Annotated in this window: 31 protein-coding genes; 9 read left to right on the forward strand and 22 right to left on the reverse strand. The window is 53.8% G+C overall.

Annotated features, from left to right (window positions below):
* Positions 1 to 74 precede the first annotated feature (74 nt).
* The 11 genes from A462_RS27440 to A462_RS27395 form a co-directional block, all read right to left on the reverse strand.
* The gene (locus A462_RS27440; RefSeq protein WP_008431855.1) at positions 75 to 458 is read right to left on the reverse strand and encodes an antiterminator Q family protein; all 384 of its coding nucleotides are present in this window, start codon (positions 456 to 458) and stop codon (positions 75 to 77) included.
* Positions 455 to 742, reverse strand: coding sequence for a hypothetical protein (locus A462_RS27435; protein WP_008431858.1), 288 nt, complete (start codon positions 740 to 742; stop codon positions 455 to 457). Before A462_RS27435 ends, A462_RS27440 begins: the two co-directional genes overlap by 4 nt.
* Positions 739 to 2,127 carry a replicative DNA helicase gene (locus A462_RS27430; RefSeq protein WP_008431861.1) on the reverse strand — a complete coding sequence of 463 codons (1,389 nt, stop codon included), beginning with the start codon at positions 2,125 to 2,127 and terminating at the stop codon, positions 739 to 741. Before A462_RS27430 ends, A462_RS27435 begins: the two co-directional genes overlap by 4 nt.
* Positions 2,124 to 2,921: an ATP-binding protein gene (locus tag A462_RS27425; RefSeq protein WP_008431863.1), complete on the reverse strand. Its 798-nt coding sequence runs from the start codon at positions 2,919 to 2,921 to the stop codon at positions 2,124 to 2,126. The genes A462_RS27430 and A462_RS27425 overlap by 4 nt, the downstream gene beginning before the upstream one ends.
* Positions 2,905 to 3,897 (reverse strand): hypothetical protein, encoded by a 993-nt coding sequence (locus tag A462_RS34570; protein ID WP_008431865.1) that lies wholly within the window; start codon positions 3,895 to 3,897, stop codon positions 2,905 to 2,907. The genes A462_RS27425 and A462_RS34570 overlap by 17 nt, the downstream gene beginning before the upstream one ends.
* Positions 3,897 to 4,133, reverse strand: a complete 237-nt coding sequence (locus A462_RS27420) for a hypothetical protein (RefSeq protein ID WP_008431868.1) — start codon at positions 4,131 to 4,133, stop codon at positions 3,897 to 3,899. The genes A462_RS34570 and A462_RS27420 overlap by 1 nt, the downstream gene beginning before the upstream one ends.
* Complete coding sequence (locus tag A462_RS27415) at positions 4,130 to 4,711, reverse strand: hypothetical protein (protein ID WP_008431871.1); 582 nt, start codon at positions 4,709 to 4,711, stop codon at positions 4,130 to 4,132. The genes A462_RS27420 and A462_RS27415 overlap by 4 nt, the downstream gene beginning before the upstream one ends.
* Entirely contained in the window at positions 4,708 to 5,160 is a 453-nt protein-coding gene (locus tag A462_RS27410; RefSeq protein ID WP_008431873.1) for a hypothetical protein, read from the reverse strand. The genes A462_RS27415 and A462_RS27410 overlap by 4 nt, the downstream gene beginning before the upstream one ends.
* Positions 5,157 to 5,639, reverse strand: a complete 483-nt coding sequence (locus tag A462_RS27405) for a hypothetical protein (RefSeq protein WP_008431874.1) — start codon at positions 5,637 to 5,639, stop codon at positions 5,157 to 5,159. The genes A462_RS27410 and A462_RS27405 overlap by 4 nt, the downstream gene beginning before the upstream one ends.
* A gap of 147 nt (positions 5,640 to 5,786) precedes the next feature.
* Positions 5,787 to 6,209, reverse strand: coding sequence for a phage regulatory CII family protein (locus A462_RS27400; protein ID WP_008431877.1), 423 nt, complete (start codon positions 6,207 to 6,209; stop codon positions 5,787 to 5,789).
* A gap of 89 nt (positions 6,210 to 6,298) precedes the next feature.
* Positions 6,299 to 6,535, reverse strand: coding sequence for a transcriptional regulator (locus A462_RS27395; RefSeq protein ID WP_008431880.1), 237 nt, complete (start codon positions 6,533 to 6,535; stop codon positions 6,299 to 6,301).
* A 98-nt stretch (positions 6,536 to 6,633) separates the two neighbouring features.
* On the opposite strand from A462_RS27395, the gene A462_RS27390 reads away from it, so the two are divergent.
* Positions 6,634 to 7,059: a helix-turn-helix domain-containing protein gene (locus A462_RS27390; protein ID WP_005789662.1), complete on the forward strand. Its 426-nt coding sequence runs from the start codon at positions 6,634 to 6,636 to the stop codon at positions 7,057 to 7,059.
* 54 nt (positions 7,060 to 7,113) lie between these two features.
* On the opposite strand, the gene A462_RS27385 is transcribed toward A462_RS27390, so the two are convergent.
* The 5 genes from A462_RS27385 to A462_RS33080 form a co-directional block, all read right to left on the reverse strand.
* Positions 7,114 to 7,596, reverse strand: a complete 483-nt coding sequence (locus tag A462_RS27385) for a type II toxin-antitoxin system YhaV family toxin (RefSeq protein ID WP_008431881.1) — start codon at positions 7,594 to 7,596, stop codon at positions 7,114 to 7,116.
* A 3-nt stretch (positions 7,597 to 7,599) separates the two neighbouring features.
* Positions 7,600 to 7,809, reverse strand: coding sequence for a hypothetical protein (locus tag A462_RS34180; RefSeq protein WP_157222819.1), 210 nt, complete (start codon positions 7,807 to 7,809; stop codon positions 7,600 to 7,602).
* A gap of 193 nt (positions 7,810 to 8,002) precedes the next feature.
* Complete coding sequence (locus A462_RS27380; RefSeq protein WP_008431882.1) at positions 8,003 to 8,791, reverse strand: phage antirepressor KilAC domain-containing protein; 789 nt, start codon at positions 8,789 to 8,791, stop codon at positions 8,003 to 8,005.
* Positions 8,791 to 9,183 (reverse strand): DUF3077 domain-containing protein, encoded by a 393-nt coding sequence (locus A462_RS27375; protein ID WP_008431883.1) that lies wholly within the window; start codon positions 9,181 to 9,183, stop codon positions 8,791 to 8,793. The genes A462_RS27380 and A462_RS27375 overlap by 1 nt, the downstream gene beginning before the upstream one ends.
* Positions 9,164 to 9,328, reverse strand: coding sequence for an Arc family DNA-binding protein (locus tag A462_RS33080; RefSeq protein WP_157222821.1), 165 nt, complete (start codon positions 9,326 to 9,328; stop codon positions 9,164 to 9,166). Before A462_RS33080 ends, A462_RS27375 begins: the two co-directional genes overlap by 20 nt.
* Before the next feature lie 141 nt (positions 9,329 to 9,469).
* Between A462_RS33080 and A462_RS33085 the strand changes: the two genes are divergently transcribed.
* Positions 9,470 to 9,925, forward strand: coding sequence for a helix-turn-helix domain-containing protein (locus tag A462_RS33085; protein WP_083853180.1), 456 nt, complete (start codon positions 9,470 to 9,472; stop codon positions 9,923 to 9,925).
* 193 nt (positions 9,926 to 10,118) lie between these two features.
* Here A462_RS33085 and A462_RS27365 read toward each other — a convergent pair whose 3' ends face one another.
* The gene (locus A462_RS27365) at positions 10,119 to 11,018 is read right to left on the reverse strand and encodes a DUF6387 family protein (RefSeq protein WP_008431887.1); all 900 of its coding nucleotides are present in this window, start codon (positions 11,016 to 11,018) and stop codon (positions 10,119 to 10,121) included.
* Between the two features lie 179 nt (positions 11,019 to 11,197).
* On the opposite strand from A462_RS27365, the gene A462_RS0132295 reads away from it, so the two are divergent.
* Entirely contained in the window at positions 11,198 to 11,539 is a 342-nt protein-coding gene (locus A462_RS0132295; RefSeq protein ID WP_008431889.1) for a hypothetical protein, read from the forward strand.
* A 135-nt stretch (positions 11,540 to 11,674) separates the two neighbouring features.
* Entirely contained in the window at positions 11,675 to 12,157 is a 483-nt protein-coding gene (locus A462_RS34185; RefSeq protein ID WP_157222822.1) for a hypothetical protein, read from the forward strand.
* A gap of 313 nt (positions 12,158 to 12,470) precedes the next feature.
* On the opposite strand, the gene A462_RS27360 is transcribed toward A462_RS34185, so the two are convergent.
* A complete protein-coding gene (locus A462_RS27360) occupies positions 12,471 to 13,607 on the reverse strand; it encodes a hypothetical protein (RefSeq protein ID WP_008431891.1) in 1,137 nt (378 codons plus the stop codon).
* A gap of 113 nt (positions 13,608 to 13,720) precedes the next feature.
* On the opposite strand from A462_RS27360, the gene A462_RS35170 reads away from it, so the two are divergent.
* Positions 13,721 to 13,909 (forward strand): DUF2188 domain-containing protein, encoded by a 189-nt coding sequence (locus A462_RS35170; RefSeq protein ID WP_443200824.1) that lies wholly within the window; start codon positions 13,721 to 13,723, stop codon positions 13,907 to 13,909.
* A gap of 53 nt (positions 13,910 to 13,962) precedes the next feature.
* Here the strand turns inward: A462_RS35170 and A462_RS33090 are convergent, their stop codons facing one another.
* From A462_RS33090 to A462_RS27340, 4 genes are all read right to left on the reverse strand, one after another.
* Positions 13,963 to 14,394, reverse strand: a complete 432-nt coding sequence (locus A462_RS33090; RefSeq protein ID WP_083853181.1) for a hypothetical protein — start codon at positions 14,392 to 14,394, stop codon at positions 13,963 to 13,965.
* Positions 14,395 to 14,643: 249 nt separating this feature from the next.
* The gene (locus tag A462_RS27350; RefSeq protein WP_008431896.1) at positions 14,644 to 15,753 is read right to left on the reverse strand and encodes a HigA family addiction module antitoxin; all 1,110 of its coding nucleotides are present in this window, start codon (positions 15,751 to 15,753) and stop codon (positions 14,644 to 14,646) included.
* Positions 15,746 to 16,075 carry a type II toxin-antitoxin system RelE/ParE family toxin gene (locus A462_RS27345; protein WP_008431897.1) on the reverse strand — a complete coding sequence of 110 codons (330 nt, stop codon included), beginning with the start codon at positions 16,073 to 16,075 and terminating at the stop codon, positions 15,746 to 15,748. The genes A462_RS27350 and A462_RS27345 overlap by 8 nt, the downstream gene beginning before the upstream one ends.
* Before the next feature lie 88 nt (positions 16,076 to 16,163).
* Positions 16,164 to 16,391, reverse strand: a complete 228-nt coding sequence (locus A462_RS27340; protein ID WP_008431898.1) for a hypothetical protein — start codon at positions 16,389 to 16,391, stop codon at positions 16,164 to 16,166.
* Positions 16,392 to 16,656: 265 nt separating this feature from the next.
* On the opposite strand from A462_RS27340, the gene A462_RS35040 reads away from it, so the two are divergent.
* The 4 genes from A462_RS35040 (at position 16,657) to A462_RS27325 (ending at position 19,525) form a co-directional block, all read left to right on the forward strand.
* Positions 16,657 to 16,791 (forward strand): hypothetical protein, encoded by a 135-nt coding sequence (locus A462_RS35040; RefSeq protein WP_274517794.1) that lies wholly within the window; start codon positions 16,657 to 16,659, stop codon positions 16,789 to 16,791.
* A 134-nt stretch (positions 16,792 to 16,925) separates the two neighbouring features.
* Positions 16,926 to 17,159 carry an Arc family DNA-binding protein gene (locus A462_RS27335; protein ID WP_008431899.1) on the forward strand — a complete coding sequence of 78 codons (234 nt, stop codon included), beginning with the start codon at positions 16,926 to 16,928 and terminating at the stop codon, positions 17,157 to 17,159.
* Between the two features lie 156 nt (positions 17,160 to 17,315).
* Complete coding sequence (locus A462_RS27330) at positions 17,316 to 17,648, forward strand: hypothetical protein (RefSeq protein WP_008431900.1); 333 nt, start codon at positions 17,316 to 17,318, stop codon at positions 17,646 to 17,648.
* A gap of 680 nt (positions 17,649 to 18,328) precedes the next feature.
* Positions 18,329 to 19,525: a tyrosine-type recombinase/integrase gene (locus A462_RS27325; protein ID WP_008431903.1), complete on the forward strand. Its 1,197-nt coding sequence runs from the start codon at positions 18,329 to 18,331 to the stop codon at positions 19,523 to 19,525.
* Positions 19,526 to 19,825: the final 300 nt, after the last annotated feature.

A 19,825-nucleotide genomic window follows, 5' to 3' on the forward strand; every position in this document is an offset into this window, starting at 1 on the left:
TTTCTCTGGCGTGTCGCGCTTGAAAAGCTGAACACGGTGCCATGAGAACAGAGCTATTCCGCGAGTGCAAGTTTTTACGCGGCTTCGATAAGTTTCTCAAGCGAACAGTCAATCCAGCCGACGCCCGTCTTGATGATCTCCCTGACCTTCGCCTCGCTCATGTCGTACTTGTTGCCGATCCGCTTGGCTGGCCACTTGGCTGCGTAATACAGCCAAACAAAGTCGCCCATCTCCGGGGCCCGCTTGCACAGCCTGGCGACAGCACCATCAACGACGCTGGCCAGTTCGTCCGTGATGACGTAGGACTTGCTCGTCGACGGGATCATGTCCCGCATGATCGCCCAGGACGGTGACACATAGCCCGGGACGCCCATGCCGTCCATGCGCCAGAAGCCCCATTGCTCAAGCATGTACTCGGTATCCCCCAGAGGGAGGCGCGCTGGTTTTCTGGTATTCATGCGGCTTTCCTCGGATCTGGATCACTCAAGCCAAACAAGTCACGCAGCAACCGGTCAGCGAGTTTGTTCTTGGCGTTGCCCTCGATCAGCCAGCGCTGCCCGAAATCGTGGAACCCGATCTGAGCCCGACTACCGTGCCAACTGGCGACCATATCCAGCAGGTAAGCCAGTGCACTCGGGCCGCCGACTTTGACCTTGGCCAACTCTTCACCCGCGATCTTCAAAAATCGCCGCTCCAAATCGCTCATGCTTTTACGCGGCAATGCCGCTGTGACGTTACTCATGGTTTCTTCCTCCCCTTGTACTGGTCGGAGAAGGGGCGGCCGATCTCCACCTCTTCCTGGCTAGGCTCGCGGCCCGCGAAATTGACGAACCGGGCGAACTTGCCCTGCTGCTGGACGATGCAGGAGCCCACCGGTGCGTGCCTGCACTTGGGCATGAGCAACTCGGTAGCGCCGTTCTGCCCCTCCTCGCTGTCCATATCGCGGTGGACCAGGATGATGCAGTGGGCGTCGGCCTCGATCTGGCCGGAGTCGCGCAGGTCGGAGGCGATCGGCTTCTTGCCCAGGCGCTTGGTCGAGTCACGGTTGAGCTGGGCCAGCAGGATCACCGGCACATCCAGCTCTTTGGCGATGTTGACGATTCCGGTGGATATCTTGCCCAGCTCGGCGGTGCGGTTGAACGCCTTGCCGTCGGAACCGATCAGGCCGATGTAGTCGATCACCACCACGTCGAGGCCGTGCTTGCTCTTGACCTGGCGGCAGATGCTGCGGATGCGCGGCACCGTCAGGCCCGACTTGTCACTGACGTAGAGAGGCTTGTCCATGATCTTGTTGACCGCGCAGGTCAGGCGCGGCCAGTCATCGTCTTCCAGCTTTCCGTTGTCGAGCACCTGCAGGTCTATGCTGCCGAGTGAAGCCAGCGCACGGTTGGCCAACTCCTCCTCTGGCATTTCCAACGAGAACACCATGCCGACGCCGAGGCCGGCGCAAGAGATATGCTGGGCGATCTGCAGGCCGAGGGTTGTCTTGCCGCTCCCCGGAAGTCCCGCGACGATGGTCACGGTCTTTTTGCGCAGGCCGCGGATCAGCTTGTCGAGATCTGACAGGCCCGTGGAGAGCCCCGCTTGAATGGCGCCATTGAACTTGGCGTCGATGATGTCGACGTTTCGAGCGACCACATCGTCCATGCGTTTGTAGTCCGGCTCCCCCGTGTCGAGGTCTCGCAGGTCCGCCAGTGCCATATGGCACTGATCTAGGATTTCGTCCGCCGGCAGGTCTTCACCCACGCCGACATCGACAGCCCTACCAAGATCGCGGAACTGCCGAACGAGCGCCCACTTCTTAACCTGCTGGGCGTAAGCTTTCCAGTTCGCGGTGGATGGGACATCACGCGACAGCGTTGCGGCATAGGCCATGGTGGTCTGTCCGCTGGGAAGCAATCGCTGAACCGATCCAACAGTCACCGCATCCACTGGCATTCGCTGCCCAAGGCAATCCCGGATAGCCTCAAAAAGCGCGGCATTGTCCTGGTGGTGGAAATCCGCAGAGGTCATCTGCGAAACGATGTCCTCAACCATGCCGATGTCCCCCTGCAGCGAGGCCAGCATGATCGAGCCCAGCACGCCCTGTTCAGATTCGAGGCGGTAGTATTTGTCCTCTTGGCTCATACGCGCCCCCGTGCCGATTCCCACGTGAACCCGACCAGCAGCGCCTTGTTCTCGCGCAGACGGTCAAGGGCTCGCTCGCCGATGTACTGGCCCAGGCCCTTGGCGTTGAGGTTGGACACCACTACCGTCGGGCGAACCAGGTTGTAACGGCGGTCCAGCACCTCATGCAGAACCGACAGCTCGTAGTGAGTGCCGGCCTGGGCACCAATCTCATCAATCACCAGCAGGTCAAAGCTCGCCAGTTCGTCGATCACGTCGCCCTCGGTGTAACCGGCATCCCTGACCATTGAGCGCTTGAACACTCGGATAATCTCGGCGGCGGTGGTGATTACCGCCACGGCCCGGTGCTGGCGGATGACGTGCTGGACGATACCGCTGGCCAAATGCGTCTTGCCGTTTCCGACGTTGCCGCACAGCAACAGGTTGCGGCCGGCCTGGAAGTGCTCGCCGAAGTTGTCGGCATATCCCCGGCACGTTTCCAGGGCCTGGGTCATATCCGACGTGGTGACCCGGTAGGTCGCGAAGGTGCTATCGGCAAACCGAGGCGTGATGCCAGAGCCTACAAGCGCGCTGTTGACGCTTTCAGCTTGCAGGTTGGCCAGCGCCTTCGAATGCTCGTCGCTGCCCTGTGGTGCTACACGCAGCCCGTGGAACTGGCATTGCTTGCATGGGCGTACAGCCATGGAACCGTCAAACTGCTCAACCTCGGAGCGATCAACAGATCCATGGACCGGGCATTCGCCGGCGAATGTCCGCTGTTCGGGCTGACGATGGAAGTTAGAACGCTGGGCCATTGTCGCCTCCTTGGTACATATCCGGGGTGTGGGTGGGCAGGTTGTTGAACGCCGAAGGTTTTGCTGCGGATGCTGGTACCAGTTCGTCCGTCCAGCGTTCGCCGTTCAGCCAGGTCGAAGCCATGGGCACGTACTGGCCGCCGTCCTTGGTCCAGTCACGAGAACCGCAGTGGTTGCTCAAAGCGGTCATCAGGGTCTGACGAAGTTCGACAGATGGCTTGAGCTTCCCCCATGCCGTACGAGCATCCTTTTTCGATTTCTTGTTAGGGAACAGCTTCCAGAACTGGTCGAAGCCTTCCAGCGGATCCACAGCACCGTTTTTGATGCCCCGCATCGGTTTCGGGTCTGTCGAAGCAGATTGATCAGGCACCAATTGCTCCTGCCCATTTGCCTCAGTTTGAGATTTCAGCGTCGCGGCGTCCGGCGGAGCATCGCGACGATGGACATGCTCTTGATCTTGATCTTCTCCCTTCCTATTACCCATCCCTTCCCTTCCGGGGTCGAGGCCTAGCAGAGGAGTCGAAGAGTCCTCGTCGAGCGGTGGTCGAATGTTCGCAGAGTGGTCATCGACAGAATCACCTGCAGCCCCCGGTTTCTGGTCGGTACCATTGCCCGCCTCTCCTGGCTGAGGTTTGTCCACCGTCAGAGCAGGTAAGAACTCCGGGTACTTGAAGGTTGGTTTATCGATCCTTTGGTGCTCCCAACCACAAACATGCAAATACCGCTTGCCAGAGTGCTCGTAGAAGGCCAAAAGACCGTTCGACGACAGCTCGTCGAGCATTCGACGAATACTCGACGAGCTGATTTCGTCACCGGGAAAAACCCGGGCCTTGATGGTTTTCTCTGAGTCAGGATGATTACCGCCATCGTCACAAAAATTCCAAATGCCAATGAACAGCAGGCGTGTCAGAGCTTGGCACTCCATCACCTGTTCACTGCTCCAGAACTCTGGCTTGATCGTCCTAATGCGTGCCATCAGATATCCAGCTCCTCTGTCACGCGACGGATGAAGGCATCGTAGGTTTCAGCCATCTCGAAACCCTGGCGCTCTAGCGACTCGCGGTAGGCTTTAGCGCTTCCGTAAAGCACCCAGCGCTCGCGCTCTGAAAGCGTTCGGAAGTTGCCGTAGGTTGGCCAGGGGCCGGCGATGGTGCAGGCCCCTGCAGGTTTAATTACGGGGATTCCTGTAGTTGATTCGACAGAGCCGATCATTGCAGCGTCTCCCCATGCTTGCGGCACATCCCGGTGCCCATGGTTTCCATCGAGCCGCCAGACAGGCGCAACACCAGCAGGCGCAGTGCTGTGGTGGAGTCAATGGAGAGCGTGCGAGCCTCGTCCAACGCCAAAGCCTGCGGTGAGTGGTCCATGATCAGAACTCGAACGCGATCGCGGTAGTTGAACGCTGCGCAAGCCAGTTGTTGGTCCGTAAAGCCGGCGAATGCCTCATCCGGTAGGCACTCACCAGGGAACACGACGACGGGAATGCTGTTTTCTGGTCGCGGCTTCCCCTCCAACAAGTGGCGGCTCATTGCCTCAAAATGATCCTGGGCCACTTGCCTAGCGTCGTGCCCAGTCCTACGCCTGAACAACACCATGAGTGCGTAGTAGGCTCGGTACAGGTCAAGGTGAGTGTCGTCCTCTTTCTCAATGGAGTACTCCGGCTCGTTGATGACGTCCAGCGCGTCCTTGACGACCTCGAAACACTTCAGCAACAGCGCTGCATCGGGATATTTCTCGAAGTGCGCTTCGTCGATGACGGTGACAGGTAGCTCTTGGGATATTTCGCTCATGGGTATGCCCTCCCGATTGCAGATTGGTGAAGTGGGATATAGGCAAACTCATCAAAGTCGGGCTCGTACTTGGCATGCTCAAGCATTGAAGCCATATGACTGAGGGGCATTGCAGCGCGATGCTGTTGCACAAAGGCAACCAAGAAGGCGCGGCCAGGCGAAGGCTCGTTCGCGCACATATCAATCAACGCCTTTATGCGCTGAGTCTGCTCGGTAAACTGCCTATGCTTTTGGTAACCCCGAGCCTCTTCTGGTGGGCTGGCTAGTGTGTGAAGTTTTGTTATTCGGCCAAGCAGATCACGACCGAGAGTCTCGAGCAGGTCACGAGCAACTCGCCCGTCTGTTAGCCCAAGGCCGAAACCGTACACACCACGCCCGTCGAAAACCTCAACCAGGTAGAAAGGTTTTTTGTTGAAGCCTGGACTCTTAGAGTCAATGACCTGGTTCATGGCCGAACCTCCGAGAGATTCGGCGCCACGCTTTCTGCCTGGCTGTTTTGTGGCGCGTAACCTTCATACGGACCGAACTGACCAAGACGAGCCAGGAACTCGTGCCCAGGACGCTCAGCCGATCGAACTGACTGGATCATGTCTGTTACGCGGTCGTTCATCCGGAGGAAGTTTTCGAATCCTTTTTCCCAGCCTGCTACCCACGAAATACGAACAGGGTACGGGGCTACTTCCGGCTCAAGCATGGCCTTCAGCTCTAATGCAAGACACTCATCCAGCACGCCGGGGTAGGTTTGTTTTAATCCCGCGTCCTCATAAACAACTTGAAACTCGTAGTAGGTAAAGCCTGCCCGCTCATCAAAAGGCTGCACCGTAGGCGTGATTGACACGCTCTTGGGCACACTGACCAGCCGGGGTTTAGATTGGATGCGCTCAGTAACAGGCGACCGAACTTGTTTACTACGAATTGCATGTGCCATGATTCACACCTCTGCAGTTGTGTAGTCCTGATCACACAGGACGATTAGATGAGCCCGGTTCCCGCCGGGTTTGTTGCTTTCTGCACCGGGCAAAATTCATTCTCCGCCCGTTTTATTCCTCTGATACCTAGCCGTTCGGACAGGTAATCACGCCGCTTTGACCGACTCCTCCAGTACCAACAAGCTTTGCCGGACATGGCCAATCTCCTTCTGGATGTTTGCTTTCTCGAAAGGTGAAACGCGGCCATCCGCAAGGGCGTCATGGACGAGACGCGAAACGTCTCCGTACTCAGCCGCAAGGTGCACCAGAGCCTCGATGAGGTTCTTACTCGCCGGTCGCGCCTGCGGTACCAGGGCATAGCCCAATGTGTTGGCCAGGTGTTCCAGCGGTTCAACATTCTTGCTGTGCACCAGGATCTGGAGAAATTGCTCCAGGTTCAGGCGGTGCGAGTCATCATTTGGGTTGCTGCGATTGAGCAATGCGGTGTGGCTCATACCCATCAGGTGAGCCAGTTGCTTTGGCCCCGCCTCCAGAACTGCCTCATGTATTGCGCGGTGTACCTGTTCCATTTCGGGAAACCTCTTCGTGGTTGTCGTGGCGGAACGTTCAGCTCAGGGCGAAGATATGCGCCCTCGATCAGGGCTTCTTTTAAACAGGTTTAAAGATTCGGCTCTTGGCCTGAATTGCGCAGATAGGCCCAGTCGACATCGGGCCGGAGCTCTTCACAGGTCACCGCCCTGCTCGACTCCCGCTCAAGATTGATGGCGAGGCCTGGGCCTGCGCGGCGGAAGCCATGGGCGATCTGTTTAAGGTTCCCGGCACTGGTGCCGCTGCGCTTGGCCAACGACTCCACCGAAGGTGTGTCGAGGGACCGGATGAGTTCGAGTAGCGTCATGTTTGTCTCCGAAAGAAGTCCAGATTACATTTTGCTAATCTCAATAGCAATAGCATTTTATAATTTACTGTTTGCTAACGCAGGGACACTATTCGCCTATGGATATCAAAACTCTTCGGGTCGACGCGCTGCGGCGCGTCATAGGCCCACTCAGCCAGAAAGACTTCGCCGACCAGCACGATCTGGACGCTTCGTATTTGTCACAGATCCTCAATGGGCACCGCTCATTGGGTGAGAAGGCGGCGCTCAACCTCGAGAAGAAAATCGGGCTCACGCCTGGTGTGCTGGTCAACCCGAATGGGCACGGGCCGGCGCTGATCGAAGGTGAGTACACTCGTCAGGATGTGGTGCGAGAGGCGGCTTCGGCCTACCAGGCCCTTCAGGACAAGGCTACGCCGCGGGCAGTTGCGGTTATTGAGAAACTCGCCAGGGCCGCCGCGAAAGGAAGACTCAAGGAGTCGGACTTGGTGCTGCTGGAGGGCATAGCCGCCCTGCTTGAGAAGGCCAACGCTGAAAAGCCTTGAGCCAGATGCAGAAAGCCCGGCACATGGCCGGGCTTTGTTTAACAAATCAAGACATTAACCGTGCTTCGGCACTGGCGCAGATGCTTTCATCAAGTCGGCGTAGGTGGTAGGCACCTCACCGCTTTTGAGCATTGCTTTGAATACAGCATAAACGTCAGTTCTTGCGCCATCTTTCCGGAGTGTTACCTCATCGTTCAGCCAAGCATAAATGATGCTTTTGGGAGCATCGCTTCTGAACTGGAAAAATAAGCGATAGCGATTCGGGAGCCCCGCCTTTACTCGACGCCAATGGCGGCAGTTTTTCCCAAGGGTGTTCCCCTGAAGGTACTCAGGTGCTGCCGGGTTAGCAGGTACTCGCTCTCTAATGGAGTTGTCTACCTTTTCAAGCAGCTTGTAGTGCGGATGCTGGTGAAAGCCGTCTGGATCCTCGTTAGAGAGGGTTTCAATCTCTTCAAGCAAGTTTTCTAGACGATTTAGGAATAATGGATGGCCGAATAGCGCCCAATCGTTGATAACCGTGATCGTCCCTGACTGCATTTCTTACCCTTCAAGAAGCTCGCTACGATCACGATTTGCTTGTGCCTTTGCGCGCAGCCGATCTATACGACCCAGCAACGATGCTGAAATCGGCTCAATACGCCCAGGATTTTCGGCTATGTCGGCATGCAGAAGCCCAAGAAACGCCCTTTTGGCTTCTTGTGCTTCACGTTCAGCGGCGATAGACACCACTTGCGCCTTGGTTTTAGACATGACTCACTCCTCGAGTCGCTGCTACGGTTTGCTAACTAATGTACGAACTATACAACAAAATCGGTTTCGTGTGGTTTCGTGTGGACGCATGTGGCTACGCGTGGCTTATTTTACCCGTACGTTGAGTTAAGCAGCCTCGACTACTTACGCACCGTCGAACAAAGCCCGGCGCTGGACCGGGCTCTCTTCATTGCTACGCCAACAAGTCTGCGTCCCTCTCCCGCCACAACGCTTCCAGTTTGGTCAGCCCCTTCCCAGTGATCAGCGTGGAGCACGTTGGGATCGTGCCATCGATTGGATGCTCGAAGGTGCCCAGCTTCACATCAAGCAGGCCGGCCTCGATCTTCGCCTGGTATGGCTCGTTCGAACGGGTCACCCACCCTTTCTGCCGCATGAACTGCAGCAGCCTGGTGCGGCCAGTGCCAATGATCTTGGCAGCCTGGGCAGCGTTGTACTTCTTGTGCGACACCACAACCATGTCGTGAAAGGCTACCTTGGGAGCGTCCTGCTCCACCTTCGCTTCCAGCTCATGGTTCTCTTTCGAGAGCTCTGTGTTGTCAGCTTCCAGGGCAACAACCTTGCGGACATTGTCGGTCAGCAGTGCGAGCAGTACCTTGGGGTCATTCAGGCTGGCAATGTCGAAGGCGGGCTTGGCTGACAAAGCCTCCAACTCTTGCCAGCGGTCAACCAGGCGAGCCGTGAACTCAGGGCTGAGCTGGGCCACGATGATGAAGCTATCGCGCTTGCAGACCATGTACTCATTGGCCTTACGACCCAAGCCGTCAAGATATTCCACCACCGGTGGAGAACCAATAACCTTGCGCTCAACCAGTCTTTCGATAGTCCGCTTTACACTATCGTGGCGTGAGCTCACAAGATCGGCGATTTCTCGCGATGACATTTGTTGCGCCACGTTTTGCGCTTGCAGGAAATGTGGTGTGTCACTAGAGAGCTGCCCTGATTGGATGGAGAGATTATTCATCATGCTTTCTCCAGGCCTTCAGTGACGGAGTCGATAGCAGCCTTAGCAGACTCGACCGCCATGTGTAGCAACCATGCTTGACTGGGTGTCACAATATGCTCTGCCATGCCCGCGTCTTCTAACGCCTTTTTCACGCTATGAAGAGTGCAAGATGCCTGATTCAAAGCATCAACAGCGGGAACGCCTGGACGGACGCCGTACAAATCTTGCCCCTCAATGTTGCAACGCGCGAATGAAAGCCCCATGGTCACCGGTCCCTTGAAGGCGCCAGCATTGAGTTTTTCGTTTACTTCGGTATGCTTCGTCATGTGAATGTCCTCAGAAATGTTCACTGCTTCATAGGCCTCAAGCGTTGGCGCGCTTGGGGCTTTTTCATGCCTGTTGTTTTTCATGAACAAGCTCCTGCTCCATCATTTTCCTTAAGCGGAAAACTACCTCCCCGTTCGCTGTCCTTCCGTTCTCCTCTGACTTCGTGCTCAGCCACCCCCTCAGTTGAATTGGCAAACGAATCACCAGCGGAATTTTCTCTTGCCTCATCCTTAACCCCGTCGATATGCGTGTGATCACTTGTGATCATTTGATACCACTTGATATCACATGTCAATACTGATCATTGGGGATCATTTGTTGTCTGATATAGTGATATGAAACACAGTAATTAAAAGGCTTCGAGGGCTCATGACCGATACCAGATCTTTTGCTGAACGACTCCTATGGGCACGCTCCGAAGCAGGTCTGACCCAAAAAGATCTTTCCGAACAAAGCGGCATTAGCCAACCTCAAATCGTCCGATATGAAGCTGGTCGCTCCAAACCCCGCCTGGGTGGCGCCCTCAAATTGGCCCGGGTTCTGAAAATGGACGCCTACGATCTGATGCCGGAACTGAAAAAGACCACTAAGGAAATCGAGATTCAGCTTAGCGCCGAAGAAGCCGAGCAGTTCGATACGGAGGCGGAAAAACTTGGCATTTCGACTGAAGAACTGATGCGAAAACTGACGATCATCGGGCTCCGGATGAAACTTAAGGATCCTGAGACACGGCGCATGATGGAAGAGGAATTTCCAGGCATGGTCGATCGGTTTGATGCGCTGCCAGCCCCAGATGATGATGGAGATATTAAGGTCGGTAATTAACCTCGTGTGCGACGTGCCATGTTTTTTCCGCCTATGATCTTCTCTGCTCAAACCGCTATACATACCATCGGACTCCTAACGAAGCGTCTGCGATTACGATGGTTTCCAATTATTCACACAAAATCGATAATTGAAAGGCACTAAAAAGGGCCATCTTCTTTCCGGAAATAATCAAGACGCAAAGTCTTCCGAATTAATCTTTGCTCGCTGATCGAGCCTCATGGGCAGCCACTGCCAACAATGTGTCGAGAATAGTTCTATCTGAATACCCTCCCCGCCCAACCATTTCCAAAGCGATAGGAGCGGTTGTTTTTCTAATCGTTTCCTCCCCTCCATCTCCCGTTGGAAAAATCAAGTTCGCCATTAACCTGTTAGGAATACTTACCCCTGTAACTTCAGCCCAAGAAGTAAGGTCTATAAATGGTAATACTCCAAGCCTGATCCAAGACGCAAAATCTGCTTTCCTATACTGCTTTGGTGAGCCTAGATAGAAATCATCCCTCGTCTTTGCAAGCCACACTTTAAAAGCCTCAAGCAGAATCGCATCTGGCATCGTTAAATCCACGTCCGCTATAGCATGTAGCGATGTTCTTTTTTGTGACATATAGAGTGGCAGATCTATAAACCCCATAACTTCATATGCAAGTTTTAGATCACTGCCACCTACACCGAAGTCGTCACGACTTATATTTTCCCACCACTGATTAGCCCTTTCCTTTGCTTCATCTCTGATCTGTCCTTCCTGCTGTAAATACTGCCTATAAGTCAGCGAATGAATGGACTTTGCATATTCAGACTTAACACGACCATTCGCACCATCATGCCCACACATAGCAGACAAAACACTGGAATCCTTTAAAGAGATATTTGTTTTCCCCCATATCTCTTCGGCAGCCCTATATGCCAAATCCCCCCCAGCAACTTGCACCTCATTATTTTTTCGAAAACCAAGCATAAGAAAGAGCTGTTCCCTTGCAAACAGCTGCTCATACCACCCTGCACTATCAAGCCCCGCTAAAAACTCATAGTTATTTAAAGAAAACCAACTCGGAATATCTGATACTCCGCGTATAGGATTACTCAGCCGGGCCATTGACGCCTCCAATGCAGTCAACTAGGGATGCGTTCAGTCTAATGAGCTCGTTAGCAAAATGTAATAGGGTCACGGGCGCATCCGAGGACCACAACCAGAAAGGCGATGCCAGCAGGCGTTGAGACGTGCGCTTTGGGTTGGTAGAGTCAGCGCCCTACCACCTGAATCATGGAAAGATGATGACCACACTGCGCTGGATGTTGCCGCTGATCGTTGCTGGCCTGAGCCAGACTGCATGGGCCGACGGAGAGATCGATCGCCTTACGGGGTCGACGATTGTTGCGTCAGGCGAGCTAGAGCAAGTCCACTGCCCAGTCGGCGGAAAATATGATTGCATGACGTGGCCGCACGATCTTTACAAATTCAGCATGCAGAACATCTGCTTCACCGCAAATGTGTCGTGCGGTTTCTCGTGCGAGGGCTTCATTGCTCAGAAGAATCAGGTCCAGACGTTGTACATTCTAGGCTCCCGTCTCGACAGCTCATCGATCAATCTCTACAAATGTCCCAGCATGTTCTGAGCGATAAACGTATGCACACTGAATATCTGGAATTATATTTCAGAAGACTCATCATAAAAACTATCCCTGCTGAAAGCCGAACACCATAAAATAATACACAAACATTAAAACATACATATTGAGAACACTAAGAATATGAACACCAACACAACCATAATACTCGCCCTGGTAGCTTTACTAATTTTAACGCTAATTTCAACCATACTCTACTATATGTATCAACGAGGCGCCGCCAGCGGTACAAAAAACCGAGAGACGGCCTCTGACAGCTTCAAAGAAAATAATTGTACACAACAAGGAAGTGGGAACTCATCCGGAGCAGGCACAACGCCAAAATACGATAAAAAAATAAAGGAAAATATAGAATATGAAATATCCATGCTACCAAACTTTCCAGCAGATGAAATTAATCTTGAAATACAGAAAATCATAACCAAGATAAATTCTCACAGCGGAAAATACATCGCAGCATCAGACTGCGCAAGCCTAATAAAAAAAGCAAAAGCACAAAAAACTCAGAAGCCTACAATAATCGTCTCAACTCAAAAGATAAACAACATAACGAACAACGAATCAACAGAACAAATCACGCCCACCAAAAAAAAACCAAGACCATAATAAATAAACACATATTTCAACCCCAAGATATTAGCCAAGAAAGTTCTCGCTTAAATCGCCCTGCGCTTTCTTCGCTTACCTTGGGGACACCACGGACGTTATCACCCACATATGATCCTCCCTTGTCTCCCAACCACTAAGCCAGCGCTCTGAGGGCTACTTTCAGGGCGAACTGACTCTCATACATCCGTCAAGGGTGGCGAGTACTAAGTGCTCGGAAGATTGCGTAGCTTTGGCTCCGCTCGACAGTATCAGGAGCGTATCAGCAGATAGCGAAAAGCCCGCAAGTGGCGGGCTTTTTTGCAGTGACGGATTAAAGCGAGTCGTTCTTTGTTTTTTTCAGCTCCGCGGTACATTCTGGGCTATTGTTGAATGCGTATTCCACCACGAAATAACCTTTGTCTCTGGCAAGCGCTCGAGCATCAATTGAGATGCTGCTGATATCGTTTTTAATTCCGGGCCCCTTCCACTCTGCCGCCAAAGTTCGGTCCTGCTTGAAAAGTCCGGTCATCCAATCATTCGAGTCTTTCCAGATGCTGCTCGGCATCAAGAAGTCATAGGTCTTTGGCTTCCCGTAGACAGTGGTCAGTGCATCTTTCATCGTGCCGTAGCCTGCTTGCAGCTGATGCCCGAAGTCATTTGTCTGGATCGTCTTACCTACGGCTCTAACAACACAAAGGCCGACCGTAGGAGATATGACCAAGCCATACTGATCAAAAGCATCATTAGGCTTAGGGGCCTTATCGAGCAAATATAGATTTTCAGACTCCTTGACGAGTCTTGGAGCTTCGCCTGTCATTTTTTCAATGACATCTGCGCTTATTCCCGCCTCAAACCCAAAAGGCCCAGCACCTGGAGGGAGAAGATCAGACTTGGATGCAGGTGGAGGCGAACTCACGGAGGCGCCTTGGGTTGCGCTCATAGTAGATGGCTGCACTGAAGATCGGCGGATGGGGTTCAAACCATATTTTGCAACTAGGTACTGCTGCTCTAACATCGCAAGAGTCTGCTCGCTAGTCGCTATAGCGGAGAGCTTCAACGCTTGGATGAGGCCGCCGCTGTAACCGGCTGCTTCAGCTTTAGCAGACGCTATACCTGCCTTTGCTTGAGCTATTTCACCAGCGAGCTTGTTGGCGAGATCATCGTCCACCTTGGAAGCGACAGTGGCTACGGTCACGTTAGCTTTAGATTGGACGGCCAAAATTCGTTGCTCTAGCAAAGCTTGATTGGTTTTAAGAATCTCAATCCGAGTTGATATCAAGTCCTTTATCAACCCGCCACTGTATACAGCCGCCGACCTGGTACCAGTATCAATATCCTGTTTTGTCTGCAAAAGCTCAGCTTCTAGGCTTGAAACATATGCCTTTTGCTCAGGAGTAAGGTCTTTTTCCCCGCAGCCTTGAAGACTAATGGCTGCTAGCAGGCAAAAAATGTATCCGTAATGACGCATGGCATCCCTCCCGTAATTGAGCCCGCACTTTACCATTCGTGGCGTACAGCCACCATTGGCAGGAGACGATGCTAGACTCGCAGAAGTCGACTGTTACGAGCCGTTGGGTGGCCATGAATTCGTACAGGATAGTGAAAACTAAAATAGGCTGGGGTCTGTTTCGGGCTGGCTCCGTAAAGCCGCTCGCAGAGGCCGACACAAAGGATGGGCTGGTAAAAATCGCTGCCCCGTTGATTGCAGGGAAGGCTGCTTCAGTGAAGATTCACAACGAGAACGGCACATTCCAGGAACTGAGATTTTAAGCAGAAACAAGAAGCCCGACGCCGGGCCGGGCTCGATGTAACCGCGTCAGAAACTAACGATGCTTGTTCTTGTGTTTATGCTTGTTGTTGCCTTTGTGCTTCTTACCATACGACCGATGATTGCTCTCATCATCCGCCAGGTTGTTTCCAAGCGCGCCACCCGCAGCGCCGCCGAGACCTGCGCCGATCGTCGAGCCAGTCGTGCCGCCGAGGCGGTTACCGATGAGCGAGCCACCAGCCGAGCCGATACCGCCACCTAATGCGGCTTCAGCTCTGTTGCCTCTCTGAGCGCCGACAGCACTGCCGGCAGCACCACCTACGCCTGCGCCTACCGCCGCGCCAGTTGAGCCGCCGAGCTGTTGACCTACGATATTGCCAAGTGCACCACCAACGCCACCTCCAAGAGCGGCTGTGCCATCTCCGGCAGCCATTGCTCCTTGCGAAATGAGGACACCCAAAACTAGGGCGGGCAGTGTCATTTTCATTTTGTGAACCTCTATGGGTTGTCAGCAGGCGCTCACGGTTTAAAGCACGCCTAGCATTAGGACTGGAGTAGAAGTTTGAAGTTCTCCGTGGGCGGCGCCTACGGGGGAATGGTTGTAACAAGATATGCCGTGATGGATTCGGCTACGGAGGGCGGGCTTAAGCGGGTGCTGAGAATTGGGATGACCAAAGGAGCCGAAGTGTGAAAGGGCAGAAACAAGAAGCCCGGCACTGGGCCGGGCTTTGAGGCTTCAAGCTTCAGTACTGAATTGAAATCTGACCTTCAGGTCGTTCATCCACTTAATGTCAATCAATCCATCGTGTTGAAGCCGGCCAAGTACGATACCGGGATGAATGCCAAGCATTCCAGCAAAAGCCTTGACGGCGTCCCTTGTCTTGAGACTGGCAAGATGGTGCGTATATTTATCTGGGATCAGGAAGTCTCCAGCCCACTGATTGGCCTCCAGCTCCTTCGGGTCATTCGATGCCCCTTTGCCAGGATCATCGAGATAGACTGATTTTTTCTCATTGGCGTGCAAAAGAATGTGCGCAGCCTCATGAAAAAAAGTAAACCAGAATCTGTCATTCCACTTGCCGTACAGCGACATCTGTATGAGGGGGCGACTGGTATTTAGCCAGCGAGCCACACCACTTACATGCGACCGTGGAATGGCTGGTACCAGAACGAATACAACTCCCGCCTCGGTGAGTAGCCTATTCATTTTAGGTTGAAATACTTTCGGCTCCTCGGTGCTGAAACTCCTGATCTGCGCCAACGCTTTTTGAAATTTATCACGGTCGTACTTGGGCCCGTCGAATTGCTCCGCTTGCTGCTCGCCAAGCCTCAGCCAGGCTGAAATAGCGCCAACGTCACACTGTTCCTCTCGACTGCGCCTGAAAGAGACCTCCATTCCACCGTAGTGGGAATGCCACTCGTCAGGGGAGGCGACGCCGAAGAAACGAAGGCACGCCTCGACTATGCTGGGCTTGCTTCTGGAGTCTATGCGCTTCTTCTCAATAGCCTTGCAATCCATCAAGTCCTTGATTGGCAGCCTATCAAGCCAGCCAACCCATGCGGAATGCCGCTCTGCGGATTCTAAGCGCTCTTTGTGTCTCTGATAGTTGGTCTCTAGTGCCAGCCAGAATTCTGCGGTGCTTCCCAGGACTCGTTCTAGACGCACAGCAGCGTCCATTGTTAGCGCGACTTTCCCGTTCAAGAGTAGGCTGACGTGTTTCTCTGTATAGCCAAGGCGCTGGGCTAGCTCTGATTGAGACCAGCCACGCTCTTCAATGATGTCTAAAATTGACTCGCCTGGATGAGAAATCCAATCCGGAGCGAATGGAGCGCTTTGCTCAGTCATGATAATCCCCAATGTATTCAATGCAGACGATGGTTACTTGAGACCAGTCAATGCTTACATCAGCATCATGCGGACAAGGATCATTATCAGGGGCGAACACCAGTCTCCAACCACCTGCAAGGTCTAGGGCAAACTGACCATCGCGGTCGGCTTTGAGCGGATGAGGGTTTCCTGCTACCAGGTCAGTTACCTTGGCGGCGGCCTCGATCGCGCCGAGCCTTATGCGAAGTTTTTTCGCACAATCTGCTCCAAGCTTCTTCTGAGCTGTAGCTTGCTTTTCGCAAAGCTCACGGATTTTCTTGTCCTTGAAATTGATCTCCAAGCTTACCTCATAGTAGCCGGTCTTTACCTGCTTGGTAAAGATTAGATGCTGGAATGCGACGAGAAGTCACAAATTGCAATTCTATACATCACTCAGCCTTCCCCCGCGCAATCCTTCCCGCCTTCACCTCATCCGCATACCACACCAACCTGTCTGCTTCCTCATAGAGCGTGCCCACCAACCCCATCAGGGCTATGGCATCGGCATCGCTGAGCTTTTCCGCAAGCTTTCCCAAGTCGACACAGGATTGCTCAAGGTTTGAGGCCATCGCCTTCAGATCGCGGCGCAGTTGTTGATTGGGTTTGGTTAGGCCCATGGAGGTCTCCTGAAGCGCCCAAAGGCGCCAGATAAACAGGCGCGTTTAATTCGAGGAATTTAACACCATTACTTGGCCACTACGAGTCAGCCCTCCTCCTCCCTAAAAAATTAGCAAACACAAAATAATAAAACTATTTGCTAATTTATTTAGCTGTTGCTAATTTATAGCCACTCCTTCGCTACCTCATGGCGAAACGAGAGCACCTCAATTTTTTGCGAAAGCCAACAACGCGGCGGGCCATTGCTCGCCTTGGAGAAAGTGAATGTCCCGTAAGTCCCTCACGCCGCTTCAGCTATTCAAGGTGATGATTTCAATCCTGCTCTACATCACCGCCTCGGGGGCCTGGCTGCTTTTTGCAGCCCGCGACCTGATCAGCAGCTCCTCGATTTTGACGTGACGGCGGCTTTCTTCGGTACCGCAGTTTGGCTGATCGCGAGCGCCTGCTTATTCCTCCTCATCACCACGCCGAAATCAGGCGATTAGCCCATTCAATCAGTTCCCAATATTTGGGAAGCTCTCCAGGAGATCATCGTGAGCACCAACCAATACGATTCCCGTACCGCTGACAAGTTTGTGGTACGACTGCCTGACGGCCTACGGGCTGATATTGAAGCGGCCGCGAACGCCGCGGACCGAAGCATGAATAGCGTGTTCGTCCAAGCTGTACGCCAGTATCTGGAAGGGCAGAATCGCCAAACCTTGCTACTGGACGCACTGGCAAATGCCGGAACCCCGCTCCCGCCAGCTGTGAGTTCGGGCCTATGAGTCGCCGCAACGGACAATTGGGTGAGCGCTTGATCGAGCTGTTCAACGCCCTGCATCGTCGGGAAACCACCTTCTGCCAGGTCTACGCCATGTCAGCATCGTGCGGGATAGACGCGCGCCGGGTGCTGAGAGACCACTTTCAAGGCGGTGCACTTCATGGCTAAGACAGTACTTCGGGTGCGCCTCGATGGCGTGGCGTTCTACATGAACACCGAGACCTCCTCACCTGGAACCGGACACAGGAACAGGTATCGCTTGTTCAAGACAGAAAACTACGGGCGCGATAAAGCCGGCTGGATTCAGGTGGGCTCGATGGCTGGCCAGGAGTTGCTGGCAGTGGAAGATGAAGGCGCCCTGCTAAAGGCGTGTGAAAAGCTGTTCGTCAGCAAGAAGCCCCACCGTTACGACCTGCATGGCGCGATACGAGGCAAGCCTGGCAAATGGGAGGGAGAGGCTTTCGCCATTCGAAAGTCAGTACAAAGCCCTTAATCGGTCACAGGGCTGCCAGTGAGCTGCGCGCTAGATTACGGAAGCTGACTATCAACCCAGCGCTCTGCGACCGACATCGCTTCCTCCAGGGCGGCAGGATAATCAGACCACGGCCCTGTTAGCTCAGCTGCGACTTCACCCATTCCGTGTATGTCCACGGGCTCGATGATTGTCGCGGATGCAGGCACCGGGTCGTTCGGCCTTTCCCAGACGAACTTCAGGAATACCGTGTGACCTCGGTACTCATGAGCGATCGGCACATCCAGATTATGTGACACGCGTCCTCCCACAGGCGCAACGAATTGAACACCTGTTGTACACCCATCCAAAAGGTTAAGAAACCCGAGCAAAAAGCCATTACTCCATTCCCCTACATGCCTGCCGGTGAGCGGTGGGCGAGGTATTTCTATGGCCAACACAAAGTTAGCGCCGGTCCTAGAGACCGCGCCCCGCTTCATCCGGGCGAAACACGCACCTACTTATCTCGGCATGTGTCGAGCAGTTTTCGACGAAACCGTCCGCCCCTACGTCCGTGAATTCCCCATTGGAAAACAGGGCGTTGCCTTCGACCGTCATGAGCTGGACCAGTGGGCAGACGCCTACATCGAACGCATGGCAATTGAAAAGCAGACCGATCAGGACAACAATTCGCCCCGCAGTGGGCGCCAAGGAGCAAAACAATGGCGCGAAAAACAATGTCGGGCCTCTACCAGAGGAACGGGATTTGGCACATCGACAAAGTCGTCAGAGGTAGCCGACTTCAAGAAAGCACTGGAGCTAGCGAGAGGGAAGAAGCCGAGCAGTACTTGATTCATCGGCTGGAAAAGCTGCGGCAGGAAAAGATATACGGTGTGCGCCAGGTGCGAACCTGGCGTGAGGCAGCTACCCGGTTTCTGGTCGAGTTCAAAGACCAGGCATCGATCGGCCTTTCCGCTTCCCATATCGAACAGCTTGACCCGTACATCGGTGATCTGCCGATAACGCACATCGATGATGGGAGCCTGGCGACGTTCATCCGTGACCGGCAACGACCAGGCAAGACGGCAGCGGGAAAAGCCAAACCAGGCGTATCGAACAGGACGGTCAACATCGCCCTGCAGCGCGTCGTCAGGATCCTGAACCTGTGCCACCGCAAGTGGCGCGATGCTGAAAAGCGGCCGTGGTTAGAGAGCGTACCGATGATATCGATGCTTGAGGAAAAGAGGTCTGCCCGGAAACCCTACCCGATGTCCTGGGAAGAGCAGGCAATTCTATTCCCTGAACTGCCGGATCACCTGCTGAGGATGGCCCTCTATAAGGTGAACACGGGGTGCCGGGAGCAGGAAGTGTGCAAACTGCGGTGGGAATGGGAGATACGGGTGCCCGAACTGAACACCAGCGTGTTTCTGATACCTCCCGGATTCGGGGGGCGAAGTGACAAAGCGGGGGTGAAGAACGGCGATGAACGCCTAGTCATCCTGAACAAGGTGGCCATGAACATCATCGACAAGCAACGCGGCCTGCACAAAGACCTGGTGTTCCCGTATGGGCAACCAAATCAATTTGGGCCCACGGCCATGGAGAGGATGAACGACACGGCATGGAGGAAAGCCCGTAAGCGCGCAGCGGACAAGTGGGAGACAGCCAACCAGTCGCCGGCACATCCAGGGTTTAGGGCATTCCGGGTTCACGACCTAAAGCACACCTTTGGCAGAAGGCTACGTGCAGCAGGCGTGACAGAGGAAGATCGGAAGGCATTGTTGGGGCACAAGAACGGCAGCATTACGAGCCACTATTCTACCCCGGAGTTGCAGCACCTGATTGATGCTGCGAACAAAGTATCGGCAACTGACTCTCGTGGGCCAGCACTGACGATCTTGAGGAGGAAAACGGGATGAACCCCCGCAAAAGTCCCTACGCGTAAAAAAGCCGAACTAGCTAGAGTTCGGCTAAGTCACTGAAAAATATGGTCGGGACGGAGTGATTCGAACACTCGACCCCTAGCACCCCATCTCCTTTTTCATACTTCTTGAAAGACTCCGAAATTTCACTCTGGATTTTTATAAGCTACTATTTACTTGAGCTCCAGCGGTGTTCTGCTCTACGAGAGTCCAGCAACGTCCATCAAGAGCCGACGTTTTTGTGGGGGTAAAAGTAGGGGGATTCCATTTCATGGCCAAAATGACTATCAAAGAACT

This window comes from Pseudomonas sp. Ag1 (assembly GCF_000278565.1).
GTDB lineage: Bacteria > Pseudomonadota > Gammaproteobacteria > Pseudomonadales > Pseudomonadaceae > Aquipseudomonas.